18 protein-coding genes and 1 pseudogene are annotated in these 16,367 nt (G+C 73.0%); 7 read left to right on the top strand and 12 right to left on the bottom strand.

Going from position 1 to position 16,367, the window contains the following annotated elements:
- Positions 1-83: 83 nt before the first annotated feature.
- Complete coding sequence (locus tag I2W78_RS01785; protein ID WP_196456311.1) at positions 84-974, bottom strand: Gfo/Idh/MocA family protein; 891 nt, start codon at positions 972-974, stop codon at positions 84-86.
- Positions 975-1,517: 543 nt separating this feature from the next.
- On the opposite strand from I2W78_RS01785, the gene I2W78_RS01780 reads away from it, so the two are divergent.
- Together I2W78_RS01780 and I2W78_RS01775 are read left to right on the top strand one after the other, a co-directional pair.
- Positions 1,518-2,375 (top strand): aldo/keto reductase, encoded by an 858-nt coding sequence (locus I2W78_RS01780; protein WP_196456310.1) that lies wholly within the window; start codon positions 1,518-1,520, stop codon positions 2,373-2,375.
- 153 nt (positions 2,376-2,528) lie between these two features.
- Positions 2,529-3,353 (top strand): SAM-dependent methyltransferase, encoded by an 825-nt coding sequence (locus tag I2W78_RS01775; RefSeq protein WP_196456309.1) that lies wholly within the window; start codon positions 2,529-2,531, stop codon positions 3,351-3,353.
- Between the two features lie 12 nt (positions 3,354-3,365).
- Here the strand turns inward: I2W78_RS01775 and I2W78_RS01770 are convergent, their stop codons facing one another.
- Positions 3,366-4,286: a helix-turn-helix domain-containing protein gene (locus I2W78_RS01770; protein WP_196456308.1), complete on the bottom strand. Its 921-nt coding sequence runs from the start codon at positions 4,284-4,286 to the stop codon at positions 3,366-3,368.
- Positions 4,287-4,390: 104 nt separating this feature from the next.
- Entirely contained in the window at positions 4,391-4,621 is a 231-nt protein-coding gene (locus tag I2W78_RS01765; RefSeq protein ID WP_196456306.1) for a DUF397 domain-containing protein, read from the bottom strand.
- A 210-nt stretch (positions 4,622-4,831) separates the two neighbouring features.
- Between I2W78_RS01765 and I2W78_RS01760 the strand changes: the two genes are divergently transcribed.
- The 3 genes and pseudogenes from I2W78_RS01760 to I2W78_RS01750 all read left to right on the top strand — a co-directional run bounded on the left by I2W78_RS01760 (position 4,832) and on the right by I2W78_RS01750 (position 5,935).
- Positions 4,832-5,371 carry a hypothetical protein gene (locus I2W78_RS01760; protein ID WP_196464361.1) on the top strand — a complete coding sequence of 180 codons (540 nt, stop codon included), beginning with the start codon at positions 4,832-4,834 and terminating at the stop codon, positions 5,369-5,371.
- Between the two features lie 73 nt (positions 5,372-5,444).
- Positions 5,445-5,534: pseudogene (locus I2W78_RS01755) on the top strand (ABC transporter ATP-binding protein); the annotation flags it as partial.
- 158 nt (positions 5,535-5,692) lie between these two features.
- Positions 5,693-5,935, top strand: coding sequence for a DUF5133 domain-containing protein (locus tag I2W78_RS01750; RefSeq protein ID WP_196456304.1), 243 nt, complete (start codon positions 5,693-5,695; stop codon positions 5,933-5,935).
- 22 nt (positions 5,936-5,957) lie between these two features.
- Here I2W78_RS01750 and tgmB read toward each other — a convergent pair whose 3' ends face one another.
- From tgmB to I2W78_RS01730, 4 genes are all read right to left on the bottom strand, one after another.
- Complete coding sequence (gene tgmB, locus I2W78_RS01745; protein WP_196456302.1) at positions 5,958-6,941, bottom strand: ATP-grasp ribosomal peptide maturase; 984 nt, start codon at positions 6,939-6,941, stop codon at positions 5,958-5,960.
- A gap of 14 nt (positions 6,942-6,955) precedes the next feature.
- Positions 6,956-7,147 carry a putative ATP-grasp-modified RiPP gene (gene tgmA / locus I2W78_RS01740; protein ID WP_141306568.1) on the bottom strand — a complete coding sequence of 64 codons (192 nt, stop codon included), beginning with the start codon at positions 7,145-7,147 and terminating at the stop codon, positions 6,956-6,958.
- A 315-nt stretch (positions 7,148-7,462) separates the two neighbouring features.
- A complete protein-coding gene (locus tag I2W78_RS01735; RefSeq protein WP_196456300.1) occupies positions 7,463-7,777 on the bottom strand; it encodes a DUF1232 domain-containing protein in 315 nt (104 codons plus the stop codon).
- Positions 7,778-8,020: 243 nt separating this feature from the next.
- Entirely contained in the window at positions 8,021-9,187 is a 1,167-nt protein-coding gene (locus I2W78_RS01730; RefSeq protein WP_196456298.1) for a hypothetical protein, read from the bottom strand.
- Positions 9,188-9,371: 184 nt separating this feature from the next.
- Here I2W78_RS01730 and I2W78_RS01725 point away from each other — a divergent pair, with 184 nt between their 5' ends.
- Positions 9,372-10,166, top strand: a complete 795-nt coding sequence (locus tag I2W78_RS01725) for an SDR family NAD(P)-dependent oxidoreductase (RefSeq protein ID WP_196456296.1) — start codon at positions 9,372-9,374, stop codon at positions 10,164-10,166.
- Positions 10,167-10,183: 17 nt separating this feature from the next.
- Here the strand turns inward: I2W78_RS01725 and I2W78_RS01720 are convergent, their stop codons facing one another.
- The gene (locus I2W78_RS01720; RefSeq protein ID WP_196456295.1) at positions 10,184-11,521 is read right to left on the bottom strand and encodes a hypothetical protein; all 1,338 of its coding nucleotides are present in this window, start codon (positions 11,519-11,521) and stop codon (positions 10,184-10,186) included.
- Positions 11,522-11,635: 114 nt separating this feature from the next.
- Between I2W78_RS01720 and I2W78_RS01715 the strand changes: the two genes are divergently transcribed.
- A complete protein-coding gene (locus I2W78_RS01715; RefSeq protein WP_196456293.1) occupies positions 11,636-12,871 on the top strand; it encodes a molybdopterin-dependent oxidoreductase in 1,236 nt (411 codons plus the stop codon).
- Positions 12,872-13,199: 328 nt separating this feature from the next.
- On the opposite strand, the gene I2W78_RS01710 is transcribed toward I2W78_RS01715, so the two are convergent.
- From I2W78_RS01710 to I2W78_RS01695, 4 genes are all read right to left on the bottom strand, one after another.
- Positions 13,200-13,970: a class I SAM-dependent methyltransferase gene (locus I2W78_RS01710; protein WP_196456291.1), complete on the bottom strand. Its 771-nt coding sequence runs from the start codon at positions 13,968-13,970 to the stop codon at positions 13,200-13,202.
- Positions 13,967-14,584, bottom strand: a complete 618-nt coding sequence (locus I2W78_RS01705; RefSeq protein ID WP_196456289.1) for a TIGR04282 family arsenosugar biosynthesis glycosyltransferase — start codon at positions 14,582-14,584, stop codon at positions 13,967-13,969. Before I2W78_RS01705 ends, I2W78_RS01710 begins: the two co-directional genes overlap by 4 nt.
- On the bottom strand, positions 14,581-15,291 hold the full coding sequence (locus I2W78_RS01700; RefSeq protein ID WP_196456287.1) for a glycosyltransferase family 2 protein: 711 nt from the start codon (positions 15,289-15,291) through the stop codon (positions 14,581-14,583). The genes I2W78_RS01705 and I2W78_RS01700 overlap by 4 nt, the downstream gene beginning before the upstream one ends.
- A 72-nt stretch (positions 15,292-15,363) precedes the next feature.
- Entirely contained in the window at positions 15,364-16,365 is a 1,002-nt protein-coding gene (locus I2W78_RS01695) for an NAD-dependent epimerase/dehydratase family protein (protein ID WP_196456285.1), read from the bottom strand.
- Positions 16,366-16,367 lie beyond the last annotated feature (2 nt).

Below are 16,367 nucleotides of genomic sequence, written 5' to 3'. Positions count from 1 at the left end.
CCGCGGCCCGAGAGCCCCACGGTGCGCGGGGGCACGGAACGGACGTCCGTTCCGTGCCCCCGCGCACCGTCATGCCATGCGGCTCAGTCGACGGTCCGGTCGAGCACGTCCTGCACCGCCGCCAGGATCTCGGTGACCCGCAGCCCGAACGCCGCGTCACACGCGTGCGGCCGGCCGGTGCGGGCGGCGGTGAGCAGCGCGTCGGCCGCCCGGGAGAACGCGGGCAGCGCGCCCTCGGAGCTCTCCGGGAGGGACGTCACACCGGTCGCGCCCCGCAGTTCGACGGTGGCGCCCGCCGCCGCGGGCGGGGCCGTGAGGCTGAGGGTCAGGGTGCTGGAGGCGCCGGTGACGTGGTCGAGGACGGCGTGCACGGTGTCCTGCGGACCGTGCGCCGCGGCCGACACGCCGGTCACGTCCCCGAGCACCGGCAGCAGCACGGACAGGGCGTGCGGGCCCACGTCCCACAGGGCGCCCTTCTCCCGCCGCCACGGTGAGGCGGCGAAGGGGTTGTCGCCGCTGGTGAACACCGCGCCCAGCCACTGGGCGCGCCCGACGAACCAGCCGTCGCCGCCCGCCTGTTCGCTGATCCAGGCCTCGGGCTCGGTCTGGAAGCGGGTGGTGAAGAAGACGACCGAGGCGACACCGGCCCGGCGTGCCGCCTCGGCCACCGCCCGCCCCTCGGCGACCGTCGGCGCGAGGGGCTTGTCGAGCAGCAGATGGCACTCCGCCCGCGCGGCCCGCACCGCGAGGTCCGCCTGCACCGCCGGGGGCAGCGCGACCGCCACCGCGTCCACCTCGCCGAGCAGGGCGTCCACGTCGTCGTAGGCCCGTGTGCCGTGACGGTCCGCCAGCTCCTTGGCGGCGGCCGGGCGGCGCCCCCACACACCGACGAAGTCCAGCCCGTCGTGCTCGCTCAGGACGGGGGCGTGCACCATCTGCGCCCAGGGGCCGGTGCCGAGCAGTCCGATACGCATGCGTCGCCTCTCCCACGGTGCGGAACCTTGCGAGGACCGGCGTGGTCGAGGCCGGTCTGGGTGAGCGTGTCACACGGACGGGGGAAAGGGGTACCGCGTGCTGACGTGGGCGGTGAGTGCGCGGGCGTCGCGGAATCGCGCCGACGCCGCGTCGTGAGCGGGGGCGCTCGGGGGCCGCGCTGGCGTGGGGGATCGGTGCGCTGATCTGGGGGTGCGCTGGAGCGGGGTTTGGGGTAGGGCCGGGGCGCGCCGAGCTCGTACGGGGGATCGCCGAACCGTACGACGGACCGGCCGCCGCCGCACTGGCCGCAGCCGGCGCGGCATGGGCGGCGGGCACGGCGCAGGCCCACCCCGTGTGGAATCGCCGCCGCCGTTCGCGGACCGGCCGGGCCGCACCCATTCAGCACCGTCGGCACTGAATCCGTTCTCATTCCTCTATTGGACCTCTGGCCACCTGGCCAGCCAGGCTGGTGAAGGTCCGGTGTCCTACCAGGGGCCCGGCCACATCGGTACCGCGCGACAGCCGAAAGAGGTCACGAACCCATGCACACTCGCCGCATCGGTGACGTAGAGGTCAGCGCGATCGGTCTGGGCGCGATGCCCATGTCGATCGAGGGGCGGCCCGACGAGGCGCGTTCCCTCGCCACCGTGCACGCCGCCCTCGACGCGGGCGTCACGCTCATCGACACCGCCGACGCCTACCACCTGCACGCCGACGAGGTGGGCCACAACGAGGCCCTGGTCGCCAAGGCCCTCGCCGCCCACGACCGGGGCGCCGACGTCCTGGTCGCCACCAAGGGCGGCCATCTGCGCCCCGGCGACGGCAGCTGGACCCTGGACGGCAGCCCGGCCCACATCAAGGCGGCCTGCGAGGCCTCGCTGCGCCGGCTCGGCGTGGAGGCGATCGGCCTCTACCAGTTCCACCGCCCCGACCCCCGGGTGCCGTACGAGGAGTCCGTCGGCGCGGTCCGTGACCTGCTGGACGAGGGCAAGATCCGGATGGCAGGCATCTCCAACGCGAACCCGGACCAGATCAAGCTGGCCAACGACATCCTCGGCGGCCGCCTGGTCTCCGTGCAGAACCAGTTCTCCCCGGCGTTCCGCTCCAGCGAGCCCGAGCTGCGCCTGTGCGACGAGCTCGGCATCGCCTTTCTGCCCTGGAGCCCCCTCGGCGGCATCTCCCGGGCCGGCGAACTGGGCTCCGCGCACGCCCCGTTCGCCCGGATCGCCAAGGCCCACGGTGTGAGCCCGCAGCGCGTCTGCCTGGCCTGGATGCTCGCCAAGTCGCCCGTGGTCGTCCCCATTCCCGGCTCCAGCCGTCCGGAGACCATCCGCGACTCCGCCGCCGCCCCCGACCTCGTCCTCACCCCTGAGGAGCTCGCCGAGCTGGACGCCGCCTGAGCCGGCGGGCGCGGGCCGTCCGCACCCCGGACCCCGCGCCCGCCACGGCGCGCCTGTTTCGCACATGGGCTGGCACCGTCCGTCACCGCATCCCTAGGATGTACTCCCTGTCAAGCCAGTCGAGTTGGCACTCGGCGTGAAGCAGGGGGATCCATGCACACCGACAAGCCGCTGTCCAAGGAGATCGACGCCAACGTCCCGACGGCCGCCCGGATGTACGACTACTACCTGGGCGGCAAGGACAACTACGCCGCGGACCGCGCGGCCTGCGACGAACTCGACAAGGTCGTCCCCAGCACCCGCCGACTGGCCGTCAACAACCGCCGATTCCTGCAGCGCGTCGTACAGACCCTCGCGGCCGAGCACGGCATCCGCCAGTTCCTCGACCACGGCTCCGGCCTGCCCACCCAGGACAACGTCCACCAGGTCGCCCAGCGCCACGACCCCACCGCCCACGTCGTCTACGTCGACAACGACCCCATGGTGCTGGTGCACGGCCGCGCGCTGCTGGAGCAGGACGAGCGCACCTGCGTCATCCACGCCGACATGCGGGACACGGACACGATCTTCTCCCACCCCGACACCCAGCGCCTGATCGACTTCTCCCAGCCGGTCGCCGTGCTGTTCAACTCGGTCTTCCACTGCATCCCGGACAGCGACACCGACGGCCCGCAGGCCGTGGTCCGGCGTGTGACGGAACGGCTCGCCCCCGGCAGCTTCCTGCTGATGTGCCAGCTGGTCAGCGAGGACCCCGAGGTCCGTGACTTCGTCACCAACTTCATGGACCAGGCCACGCAGGGCCACTGGGGCCGGGTCCGCCAGGAGAAGGACGTCGCCGAGCTGTTCACCGGACTGGAGATCCTCGAACCGGGCCTCGTCGAGGTGTCCACCTGGCGACCGGACACCGAGGTGGCACCCCGTCAGCTCACCCACGAGTGGATCGAGTTCGGCGGCGTCGGCCGCATCCCGGTCCGGTGATCACCGCCCTGGTCACTCCTCCGGGTAGCGCCGCTCCGTCGTCTCCCGCAGCAGCGCCAGCGAGTCACGCGGCGTGAGCGCCTCGTCCGCCAGCCGGTCGAGGGCGACCCGGTACTCCTCCGTCTCGTCCCGGTCCTCCAGGAAGTTCGCGCTTCTGATGTGCTCCAGATAGACGACGTCCGGAAGATCGAGGCCGTCGAATCGGAGATAGGTGATCGGGATGGAGGGCGCGGACGCGTTGGTCACGTCCAGCGGCACGATCTGCACAGTGACATGGGGCAGCTGGGCCATCTCGGTCAGATGCGCGAGCTGCTCGCGCATCACCGCCCGGCTGCCCAGCACCCGCAGCAGCACGGACTCGTCGACGATCGCCCACACCTGGGGCGCGTCCGGGCGCAGCAGCAACTCGGCGCGCCGGGCGCGCAGTTCGACCCGCCGTCGTACCTCGTGCGGCGGCGCGACCGGTAGCCCGCGCTCCACGACCGCCCGGGCGTAGTCCGCCGTCTGGAGCAGTCCGGGCACGTACTGGATCTCGAAGGTACGGATCGAGGCCGCCGCCTCCTGCAACCCCACCAGCCGGTCGAACCACTCGGGCATCAGCCGCTTGTCGTACCGCTGCCACCAGCCGGGCTCTCCGGCCCGCCGCAGCAGCTGGAGCAGCACCGACGCCTCGTACTCGTCCGCGCCGTACAGCTTCAGCAGCGCCAGGACATCGGCCTCGGTCGGCGGCCTGCGCCCCTTGCCCGACTCGATGCGCGACAGCTTCGCCGGGCTGAAGCCCAGGGCGCGCGCCGCCTGGTCCTGGGCGAGCCCGGCGTCCTCGCGGAAACCCGCCAGCTGCACGCCGACGAGCATCTTCAGCAGAGTCGGAGCGGGCTCCGCCCGGTCGAGATAGGGTCGGAGGCGGGAGATGCGCTGTGACTCGGCGGACATCCTGGCTCCCTGCGGACCGGCAGAAGTATCCATCACCGTAGCGCACTTCGCCGATCCGCAGCAGGCGCACCTCCCCGCCGGGCGGAGTTCACCGCCAGTGGCGTTCAGACCAGGTGATCGAACTCGCCCTCCTTGGCGCCGGCCAGGAACGCCGCCACCTCGGCCGCCGTGTACACGAGCGCCGGCCCGTCGGGATCGCGGGAGTTGCGCATCGCGACGCCGCCGTCGAGCAGCGCGGCGACCTCGACGCAGTTGCCCTCGGCGTTGCTGTGCCGGCTCTTGATCCAGCGGGCGTCCAGCGCACTCGCCCGCACTCCGTTCCGCATCACTGGCATCGCGGCCTCCCTCAGTTCACGGTGCTGGGTTCCCTACCCGATTCTCGCGCAATTTCTCGTGCAATTGCACGCGGGCGCTGACGGCGTGGATAATAGCCCTGGCGTCAACCCACCGGAAGACGCCCGATCATGACGCTGCATCAGGGAAAAGAGCAGGTCGCCGGACCTGTCTCCCCGTCCGACATGACTGCCGCGGAAAGGCCCGACGCCATGCGCACCGCTTCGACGGAACAGCCGAGCACCGAGCGCACCGACCGCGAGACGCGGCCGAGCGGCACAGCGACGCCGCTCCGGGCGCTGGGCGAAGTGCCGTGGCGGGACATCCAGGACTCGACCGGATCCGCGGACGCGATCCCTCTGCTCCTCAACACCGTCGCGTGGGGCGGCCCGGAGGCCGCGAGCGGAGCGCTGCGGGAACTGCGGGACCGCATCTGCCAGTACGGCTTCGTGGTGGAGCAGGCCACGGCCGCGACCGTGCCGTTCCTGTGGGAGCTCGCCCAGCTGCCCCAGGTGACCTGCCGCGCCCGGATCATCCACTTGCTCAAGAACATCGCCGACGCCCGGCAGTGGGAGGCCACCGCCTCGGCCTACCCCAAGCTGCTCAACCACCGTGAGAACCCCGTGGTCTGGGAGCGGGCCGCCCGTCGCGCCGTCCACGCCCGCCGCAGTGCCCTCCGGCAGCTGATGGCCGAGGACGACGTCGAGATCGCCCACGCGTCCACCGAACTCGCCCGCTCCCTCGGCGAGTAGTCGCACCACGCCCCACGGTCCGTCCGACCCTGGTATACCCCTGGCCGAACGAGGGGGGTAAGCGCTTTCGCCTGAGGCCCTGGTCCAGCAGGCCTTCGCCGGGCTGCTGCGGGGCCGTACCACGTTCGTGGTGGCGCACCGGCTGTCCACCGTACGCGGCGCTGCACAGCGGTCAGGTGGCCCGAGGTGCGAACGCCGGACAAGCGAGACGGTCCCCTTGGGCAACGGTATTGCGCCAATTGGGTGGCCTGGGGCCAAGGAGGTGAATGGTCGGGCACCGTTCGGGCATACGGTGCGCAAAAGTCGAGAGAGGGGCGCCCCGTGCTTGTTCCGGACCCGAAGGTCGTCAGGAAGCTGCTGACCAGGTACGCATCACTGCGCATCGCTCAGGCGGAGAGTGAGACGTCGACGGCCGCACGGGAGCTGGAGGACGTCAGTTACACACTGTGCGTGATGATGGGCACGACCAGCATTCATGACGCGATCGCCAAGGCGGACGCCCTGCTGATGGGCGGGCGCCCCACCGACCCGGACGGGGAGAGCGGGCTCTCCCTCGCCGTCTGACGCGCCGTACGGTCCCTCGCCGTCACGGCACGGTCGTTGTGACGCCATTGACCCGCCGCTGCCTCTCGGCGGCGGGTCTCGCCAGCCACTCGGCGATGGTCCGGGCGATCGGCTGGCCCGTGTCGGCCTCGATGAAGCCGAACTGCCCGGACTGATTGCACTCCAGGAACCACCACGTGCCGTCCGCGTCCTCGACGAAGTCGAAGGCGCCGTAGGCCAGTTCCGCGTCCCGCAGATACGCCCGCACGCCCTCCGCGACCCGGGGCGGCACGTCGGTGCACCGCCAGGGCGTTCTGTCCGCGGTGAAGCGGACGTCCACCTCGTCGGGATCGGCGTCGGGCGCGGTCGGCTTTCGGGCGGCCAGCAACCGCTCGCCGACCACGGTGAGCCGGATGTCGGCCCGCTTGCCGATGCGCCGCTGCAGCAGCGTCGGCCCGAAGGCGACCGCGGCGAAGTCGGCGTCCGGTGCCACCCGGCTGGTCGGCACCGCCCTCGGCGGTTCCTTCGGGTGCGCGCCCGAGACGGGTTTGACCACCAGGTCGGGGAAGCGCTCGGCGAAGTCCCGCGCGGCCTGCGGGAACGTCGTGATCAGCGTGGCGGGTACGGGCAGCCCGCAGCTCTGGGCGAGCCGCAGTTGCCACGGCTTGTGCCGGGCCCTGCGGGCCGCGTCCGGGTGGTTCATCCACCGCGCGCCGGAGCTGCGCAGCATGCCGTACAGCGCCTGCGAGGACTCCTCGGTCAGCCACTCGGACGGCTCGGCCACCCGCGTGGCCGGAATCCCCGGCCGGCGCATCCACACGGACCGCAGTCCGTCCATGCTCACCAGCCGGCCCGCGGACCACAGGTGTCCGCGGAACGTGCCGTGCACATACTCGCCCGACAGGGCGGCGCCGCCGATCAGATCGGCGGGGTCGAGGCGGACCACCGGAACACCGGACGCGTTCAGGTGGACCACCACCATGTCGGCCGTGACGTCCTCGTCGTTGGTCAGGATCAGTACGGTCATATGGCGGCCCGGGGTCAGTCGTCGAAGTGCGTCTTCGAGCCGGCGGTGGAGGTCGTCGTCGCCAGCTCTCTGAGCAGCGCGAGGTCCGTAGCGGCGATCCGCCCGTCGAACAGCACGTTCAACTGCAGGCCGGGGTCGTACGCGTACGGCGTGGCGACGTCCAACTCCGCCGCCGGGCGTGCGTAGTTGAGCGCGAACGGTTGCATCGTCTCTCCCTCTCGGTGCTGCCCCGGTCAGGCCCTCGGCCTGCCGTGTGCGGTGGCATCTCCCGCTCGATGTCGGGGCTTCCATGGACTTATACGAATCGAACGGGTGGTTGGTTTCCTTACTCTCCGTGATCGAGAGCGAGTTGGTCGCTCGGAACCTGAGACGGCCGATGGAGTCGGTCGGTTGACTGGTCGTCGGGTCGAGAGCCGCGCACACGGAGCGGCGGTGGGGCACATCGGGGCGGTTACGGGGGCGCGTGGCTCGGGCGGCGCCCTCGGGTGATGGTGCGGAGTGCGGTGATCCGTCCGGGAACGTCAGGCGGGTTCGCCGGGCTTGCCGACCTCGGCAGGGGTGCGGTGCGACCCTGCGGAAAGAGGGGCGCGCAGGGTGCGCAGAGCGAGCAGGAGTACGCCGACGTCGTCCAGGTACACCGGATCGGGCAACAGGTCGGTCGGCAGTACGAAGTACAGGACGGCGCCCCAGAACACCCAGCGTGGCCCGGTCGGCAGCCCGGCCCGGCGCAGTCCGCGCCGGGCCCGGATCAGCCGTACCAGCAGCCCCACGGCCGCGGCGAGCAGGAGCGCCGCGATCACGGCGACGACGGCGAGCACTGCTGTGGTGGAATCCACGGGCCCTCCTCGGTCCGGTGCACCGCTACGCGCGTGCCCCTTTGTGGATTCCCTGATATGGCTCCTGTATTGCCTCCGTTGCGGCGTTTGTGCCCCTCGGCACATCCCGTCCCGGTACGGCTGTGTCTGGACTGGCGCCCGTGAACGCGAGGAACGCGACGGCCGAGGCGGGGGCGTACGAGGTGCGGCACGCCGTCCGGTGAAGCGCCGGGCGCCGTCGTACGCGCTCTCGGGGCGAGGGAGTCAGCCGGCCGGGCTGTCGGAGCCGTCGGAGGCGCTCTCCCCGCGCCCGCCGCCCGTCGCGCGCCGGGCCTTCCCGCCGCCCTTGAGGCGTTCCAGAGTGCGGGTCAGCTGCTGGAGCGGAGACGCCGTGGGCGTGTCCTGGGGCTGTTCGCGGGCAGGCGGCTCGGGCAGGGCGGCGGCCGACTCGCGGTAGGCGGTCAGGGCCTCATGGGCGCGTTCGGCGGCCTCCCGGTACAGGTCCCGGGACCTGGTCATGGCCTCCAGCGCCTCCGCGTACATCTTCACGAGCGCCTTCTCGCGCGCCAGCTCCTCCTCCAGGGTCAGCAGGTGCCAGTCCTCGCGCAGCGCGGTCAGCACCTCCTCGGCCCCGTCCGGCAGTGGCCGCGCCGAGCCGGCGAACCGGCTCAGCGCCTCGGTCAGCTCGGCCGGTTCCGAGCCGTCCAGGAAGACACTCCGGACGGCGAAGGCGTCACCGTCGTAGCCCTCCGGGGCCGGCGCGCCGGGCAGCACCACGGCACCGCCGCGCGGCACCTGCACCCCGGAGTCCCGCAGCGCCCAGTTCACGGCCCGCAGCTGCTGCGGCGCGGCCCGGTGCTCCACCACCCGGTGCCTGAGCCCCGGCGGCAGCAGCCGGGCCAGCGGCAGCCGGCCACGCGCGTCGGGGGTCATGGCCTCGTGGACGACGAAGTGGACGGACCACCCGCTGCGCGCGGCGTCCTTCAGCAGACGCCGCAGCTCCCTGTCGTCCGACGGCAGCGGGTTGACGTCCCGGAAACGCAGCTCCGCGCCCGTCTCCGCCTCGTGGTCCCAGGTGGCGACGGGATCGTCCGGCCAGAACATGGTCACGGGCGACGGCCACCGCGGATCCCACGCGGCCTCCGCCTCCGCGGCCAGCACCCACTCCTGACCGCCCTCGGCCGGGCCGTGCGCCAGCGACAGCCTGGCCCGCACGGTCACCCCTTCGCCGCTCTCCCAGCGCGCCTCGAAGACCCGTTCCCGCGCGCCCTCGGCCTCGGGCACTTCCAGCCAGTCACGGATCACCCCGCTGTCCTTGAGCTGCTGCAGATGCCGCCGGAGTACGTCTTCCGCGGCGGGCCCGACATGGCGGCCGCGAGCCAGCCACACCGTGGGGGGAGTCATGGGGCGGACGGAGGTGGAGGTCGGCATGAGTCCATCTGTGAACGGGGGCGAAGTGTGACTGCCAGTATCGTCGCCGCGGCCGCCTCCGGATCACCCGGGGGGCACCCGGCGAGTCGGTGGTCCGCCTGCGGTCACGTGCAAGGTCGGCGATGGTGGGCAGGAGGACATCGGCCGACCGTACGGCGGACAACCGGAGAAGGAGTGACCCCCTGTGAACGTGGACCTCGGCGGGCGTACCGCGCTGGTGACAGGCTCCTCCCAGGGCATCGGAGCGGCGATCGCGGTGGGCCTCGCCCGCGCCGGCGCCCGTGTCGGCGTCAACGGACGTGACGCCGAACGCCTCGAAAGGAGCATCGAGAAACTGCGGGCCGAGGCGCCGGACGGCCTGTTCGTGCCCGTCGCCGCCGACCTGGGCACCGAGGAGGGCGCCGCCCGTGCCGTGGACGCCCTGCCCGACGTCGACATCCTCGTCAACAACCTCGGCATCTTCGGCCCCACGCCCGCCCTCGACATCACCGACGACGAGTGGCGCCGCTACTTCGAGATCAACGTCCTGTCGGCGGTCCGGCTGATCCGCTCGTACCTCCCCCGGATGACCGGCCGGGAGTGGGGCCGGGTGCTGAACATCGCGAGCGACTCCGCCGTCGTGATCCCGACCGAGATGATCCACTACGGCATGTCGAAGACCGCGCTGCTCGCGGTGAGCCGAGGGTTCGCGAAGGAGGCCGCGGGCAGTGGCGTCACCGTGAACTCGGTCATCGCCGGACCCACCCACACCGAGGGCGTCGAGGACTTCGTCTACCAGCTGGTCGACCGCGACCTGCCCTGGGACGAGGCCCAGCGCGCCTTCATGCGAAACCACCGCCCGCAGTCACTGCTCCAGCGCCTGATCGAGCCCGAGGAGATCGCGAACCTCGTCGTCTACCTGAGCTCACCCCTGGCATCCGCCACGACGGGCGCGGCCGTGCGGGTCGACGGCGGATACGTGGACTCGATCCTGCCCTAGCGCTTGTCGTACGCCGCTCACCAGCCCGTCCACAACAGGTGGTTGACCAGCAGCGCGACCACGGCCTGTGCCGCGAGCCAGGCGCGGGGGCGGGGCAGGAACGCTCCGGCGGCCAGTAGCCAGAGGGCGAACGGCAGCCAGATCCGCTCCGTCTCCGCCTTGCTCATCCCGGACAGATCGGCGGCGAGGAGGGCGAGGAGCGCGGCGAGGAGGAGGACCGCGAGACGGGCCTCGGGCGTGCCGAGAACGCCGTCCTGCTTGCGCTGCCGCAGGAGCGCCCCACCCGCGCGGACCAGCCCCGCGACCGTCGCCAGACCCACCACCAGCACCGTGCACGCCGGATTCGCCCACACCCAGTACCAGTACGGCCGAACACCCCCGGCCCCTTGGTTGTAGCGCTCCACCAGCAGGTGGTACGCCTCCCAGTAGTCGAACCCGGCGAGGGTGAAAGCCAGCGGCACGACGATCACCCCGGCCAGTAGCGGCAACAGCACCGCCCGCCGGTTCCGCCCGAGGACCAGCACCCCGACCCCGATGACTCCGATCAGCGTGAGCCCGTACGACAGGTAGCAGGTCAGCCCGTAGAGCAGCCCCGCCCCGAAGGCCGCCGCCCGCGGTCGTCGTCCCGTCACCGCGAGGGCGAACAGCGCCACGGCCCAGGCGGCGACCGCCGTGAAGTAGCCGTCGGCCGACGTCCCCATCCACACCGCGCCCGGCAGCAGGACCAGAAACGGTGCCGCCCGCCGCGCGAGCTCCTCCGCGGCCAGCGCCCGGACCGTCACCAGCACGGCCACCACCGCGGTGGCCCCCACGGTGATGCACCAGACGCCCGCCCAGGCACCGCCGCCCAGCCCGATCCGGTCGAGCAGGACGAAGGTGAGGGTGGCCCCCGGCGGGTGACCGGCGACGTGCGCGGGCCAGTGGTCCGGGCCCTGGATCACGATGAACCGGGTGAAGTCCCGCAGGGCCGCCGGAATGTCATGGAAGTCGTCGATGACCTGGAGGTACTCGTACCGGGTCGTCAGCCGCGCGGCGACGCCCCGGTGCCAGCCGTCCACCAGAGCGAGGGACCAGGTCCAGGCCATCGCGGTGCCGCAGGCCACGGCGAGCAGGGCGCGCCACTTCAGCCGGGCGGCGAGCCCGGGCCCGTACGCCACCACCGCGACCGCCACCACCAGGGCTGCGGGAGTACCGGGCCCCACGTGGGGGCCCCAGGAGGCGAGGAGCGGAGGCCAGTTGACGAACAGCGTGCCGTCGGTGTCCTGGATGTGGCGGCCGACCAGCACCGCCGCCACGAACAGCAGCACGGCGGCCACGGCGGCGGCCAGGTCACGGAGATGAGGGGAGCGGATCACACGCAGGACGCTAGGCCGCCACCGGCCCTGCCAGAACGTCCGGCGCCCCGATGTCAGCGTTTCGTCATGGGTCGCGCCGCTCTTTTCGCGCCGGTCCCGGCCTACCGTCAGGACATGCGAGACCAACGGCTTCCGTCTTCGCCCGGCTTCTGGCGCAGCCCCCTGCGCGGCCCCCGGTTCACGGCCGTGCTCGGGGTCGTGCTGCTGGTGGGCATCACCGTGCTGTTCGTGACCGGACTGCTGTCGTACGCCGCCTACAACCCGGACCTGTCGCCGGTGAACGACCAGACCCCGGACAAGGGGCTCCTCGGCTTCTACCTGTTCTCCTGGCCGACGAACCCGCACTGGCTGTACCGGCTCAACCAGGGCGTCCACGTCACCCTCGGGATCACGCTCATCCCCGTCCTGCTGGCCAAGCTGTGGTCGGTCGTGCCCAGGCTGTTCACGCTGCCACCGGCCCGCTCGCTGGCGCACGCCCTGGAGCGGATCTCGCTGCTGCTGCTGGTCGGGGGCGCCCTGTTCCAGTTCACGACCGGTGTGCTCAACGTTCAGCTGGACTACGTCTTCCCCGGCTCCTTCTACACGCTGCACTTCTACGGCGCCTGGGTCTTCTTCGCCGCGTTCGTCGCGCACGTCGTCCTGAAGCTGCCGACGGCCCTGCGCAACCTGCGCCGGCTGCGGACCGAGACACCGCAGGACAGCGATCTGGTGACGCCACGGCCCGCCGAGCCCACCGTGTCCCGGCGCGGCGCGTTCGGGCTGGTCGGAGGCGCCTCACTGCTGCTGTTCGCGACGTCCGTGGGCCGCAACTTCGACGGGCCGCTGCGCCAGACCGCCCTGCTGACACCGCACGGGGGACCGGAGCCGGGCAGCGGTCCCGGCGGCTTCCAGATCAACAAGACGGCCGCCTACGCCGGGATCAGCACCCGCGAGACGGCCGGCGACGCCTGGCGGCTGGTCGTCACCGGGCCGACGGGCGTCGTCCGGCTCAACCGGGAGGAACTGCTGCGGATGCCGCTGCACAGTGCCGCGCTGCCGATCGCCTGCGTGGAGGGCTGGTCGACGTCCGACCAGTGGTGGCGCGGCGTACGGCTGCGCGACCTCGCCGCCCTGGTCGGGTACGACGACCCGGCCGACGTACTGGTGGAGTCGCTGCAACAGCGCGGCGCCTTCCGCCGGGCCGCGCTGCGCGCCAACCAGGTGGCCGACCCGCGCTCCCTGCTCGCCCTGGACGTCAACGGCGAGCCGCTGACCCTCGACCACGGCTACCCCGCCCGGATCATCGTGCCCGCGGCGCCGGGCGTGCTGAACACCAAGTGGGTGGCACGGATGACGTTCGGAGACCTCTGATGCGCCCCACCCTGACCCGACCGCGCCTCGTCGTCGGCAGCCCGTTCCAGCTGCTGCTGCTCGGCTGCTCCTTCGCGCTCGCCGGGTACGCGGGCGTGAGCCTGCTCGCGGGCGACTGGTTCGGAGTCGTGCTCTGGTTCGCGGGCGCGGCCGTGCTGCACGACCTCGTGCTGCTGCCGCTGTACGCGGCGGCCGACCGGGCGCTCACGGGCGCGCTGGGCGCGGTGCGGCGCCGCGAGTGGATCTCGTACGTGCGGGTCCCGGCCGCCCTGTCCGGGCTGCTGCTGCTCGTGTGGTTCCCGCTGATCAGCGGCCGGGTCGACGAGCGCTACCGGCTGGCCACCGGGCTGTCCGCGGACGGTTTCCTCGCCCGCTGGCTGCTGATCACCGCCGTCCTGTTCGGCGGCTCGGCGCTGCTGCTGGCGCTGCGGGTGCGCAGGGCGACGAAGCAGCGGCCGCCGGCCGACCACTGACCGTCCACGGTGAGGCCCAGCACGCGCGCGTGCCGCAGCAGCGCGGGCGTGCCGAGGCGGGCCCACGGGAAGGGGGCGCCCGCCGTGCCCTGCCCGTCGGTGACGTGGACCTGCACGCGTTCGTCGACGTCCACGGGGACCGTCTCGGCGATCACCAGACCGCCGGGCGCGAGGAGCTGGGCCAGTCGGTCGAGCAGGGCGAGCGGGTCACCGCCGATGCCGAGGTTGCCGTCGATCAGCAGGGCGGTGCCCCACCGGCGTTCACCGGGCAGCGGCTGGAAGACCGACCGGCGCAGGGCCCGGCCGCCGAGGCGCGCGGTGTGCGCGACGGCGGCCTCGCTGACGTCGATGCCGAGCGCCGTACGACCTCGGGCGGCGAGTTCGGCGACCAGGCGGCCGGGGCCGCAGCCCACGTCGAGGACGGCGCCCTCGCAGCGGGCCAGCACGGTCAGGTCCGCCTCGTCCGGGCGGGCGCACCACCGTTCCACGTCCAGCGGGAGCAGCCAGCCGTCGCTGCGGCGCAGGAAGAGCGGGCCCCGGCCGGCGCGCAGGGCGTGCACGTAGGGGTCGTCGGCGGTCCAGGGGAGCAGGCGCTCGGGCCGCGTCGTCTCGTAGGGGGCGTTCATCGGCGGGTGGCCGCCCGCAGCCGGGCCAGCTCCGCGGCGAACCGGCCGTGCGGCGCCAGCCCGGCCACCGCGTCGGCGTCGGCGGCCGTGTCGACGTCCCGCAGCCGGGGCAGCTCACGCACCCGCAGCCCGGCGGCGACCAGCCGGTCGCGCTGGACGGCTCCGGTGACCGGCGTCGACATCGGGACCCCCCGCAGCAGCTCCGGCGCGGGCTCGGCGAGCCCCAGCGCCCAGAACCCCCCGTCCTCGGCCGGACCGAAGTACGCGTCGCACCCGGCGAAGTCCACGGTGAGCAGCTCCGGCGTCACCTGCGGCGTGTCCATCCCGATCAGCAGCGCCGGTCCGGCACACCCGGCGAAGGCCGCGGCCAGCCGCTCGTCCAGTCCGCCCGCACACTGCGGTACGACGTCGAAGCCCGGCGGCAACCAAGGTCCCGGACGCCCGTCCAGCACCAGGACCCGGCGGCGGGCCGGTGCGGCGGCCACCGCGCGCAGGGTGTCCTCCAGGGCCGCCTCGGCCAGCGCGGCCGCCTCGCCGGGTGTGAACGGCGGCGTCAGCCGCGTCTTGACCCGCCCCGGGCGGGGCTCCTTGGCGATGACGAGCAGGGTGGTCATCGGCGGCTCCCTTCGAGCGCGGCGGGCGGTTCGGCCAGGACGCGGCGCATGTCCCGCACCGCCTGCCAGGTGCCGCGCCAGGTGCCGGTGACCTTGGAGGCGCCGGTGCGGGGCAGATACGGCACGTCGTGCTCGGCGACGCGCCAGCCCGCGTCGGCGGCGCGCACGACCATCTGGAGCGGATAGCCGCTGCGCCGGTCGGTGAGTCTCAGGCCCAGCAGTGCCTCTCTCCGGGCGGCCCGCAGCGGACCCAGGTCGTGCAGCCGCAGCCCGGTGCGTCGGCGGAGCAGCAGCGACAGCGCGGCGTTGCCCACGCGCGCGTGCGCGGGCCAGGCGTTCCGGCCTCGCGGCCGGCGCCGGCCCAGCACCAGGTCGGACTCGCCGGCCCGCACCTCACGCACGAACGGGACGAGGAGGGACGGGTCGAGCGAGGCGTCGCAGTCGCAGAAGCACACGATGTCGGCGGTCGCGGCGGTGAGGCCCGCGTGACACGCGGCGCCGAACCCGCGGCGCGGCTCGTGGACCACGGTGGCGCCGAGCGCTCGGGCGAGGTCGGCCGAGCCGTCGGTGGAGCCGTTGTCCACGACGAGGGCGCGCCATCCGGCCGGGATGCGTTCCAGTACCCAGGGCAGGGCCTCGGCCTCGTTCAGGCAGGGGAGGACCACGTCGACGGGCGGGGGTGGGGGAGGGGTTGTCACGGCTTTCACCCTACGAATGGAAAGCGGGCATATCGGACTTCTGCTTCTTACGAAACACGGACGGCAGGGCGTCGCGAGCCCTCACCCGGCGCTCAGCCCCGCCCGCGCGAACTCCCGCATCCCGTCCGCGAATCCGACCTGCGGCTTCCAGCCCAGCTCGGCACGCAGCCGCGAGGAGTCGGCGGTGATGTGGCGGACGTCCCCCAGCCGGTACTCCCCGGTCACCACGGGCTCCGGCCCCCCGTACGCGTCGGCCAGCGCCCGCGCCATCTCGGCGACCGTGTGCGGCTCGCCGCTGCCGGTGTTGTACGCGGTGAGCGCGCCCGGCGCCGAACTCGCTTCCAGTGCCGCCAGGTTGGCGGCTGCGACATCCCGTACGTGCACGAAGTCCCGCCGCTGCCGTCCGTCCTCGAAGACGCGCGGGGCCTCGCCCCTGGCGAGCGCGGACCGGAAGAAGGAGGCCACCCCGGCGTACGGGGTGTCGCGGGGCATCCGGGGTCCGTACACGTTGTGGTAGCGCAGCGAGACCGCCGACCCTCCCGTGGCCCGCGCCCACGCCGCCGCGAGATGCTCCTGGGCGAGCTTCGTCGTCGCGTACACGTTGCGCGGATCGAGCGGCGCGTCCTCCCCGACCAGCCCGGGCTCCAGCGCGGCACCGCAGTCGGGGCACAGGGGTTCGAAACGCCCCGCCGCCAACTCGGCGACCGCGCGCGGCCCCGGCCGCACCACGCCGTGCCGGGCGCACTCGTAGCGCCCCTCGCCGTACACCACCATCGACCCGGCCAGTACCAGGCGCCGTACGTCCGCCTCGGCCATGGCGGTGAGCAGGACGGCCGTGCCGAGGTCGTTGCGGGAGACGTACTCCGGGGCGTCGGCGAACCCGGTGCCCAGCCCGACCATCGCCGCCTGATGGCAGACGGCGTCGACGCCGGACAGGGCGCGGCGTACGGCGTCGAGGTCCCGCACGTCCGACCGGGGATCGCCGCGCACGTCGTACACCACGGGCTCGTGTCCGGCCGCCGTCAGTGCCTCGACCACATGGGACCCGATGAATCCGGCACCGCCGGTGATCAGTACGCGCATGG

It is taken from the genome of Streptomyces spinoverrucosus (genome assembly GCF_015712165.1).
Lineage (GTDB): Bacteria > Actinomycetota > Actinomycetes > Streptomycetales > Streptomycetaceae > Streptomyces > Streptomyces spinoverrucosus_A.
The sequence above is the reverse complement of the archived record's forward strand: the minus strand, read 5'-3'. Positions and strand labels throughout refer to the sequence as shown.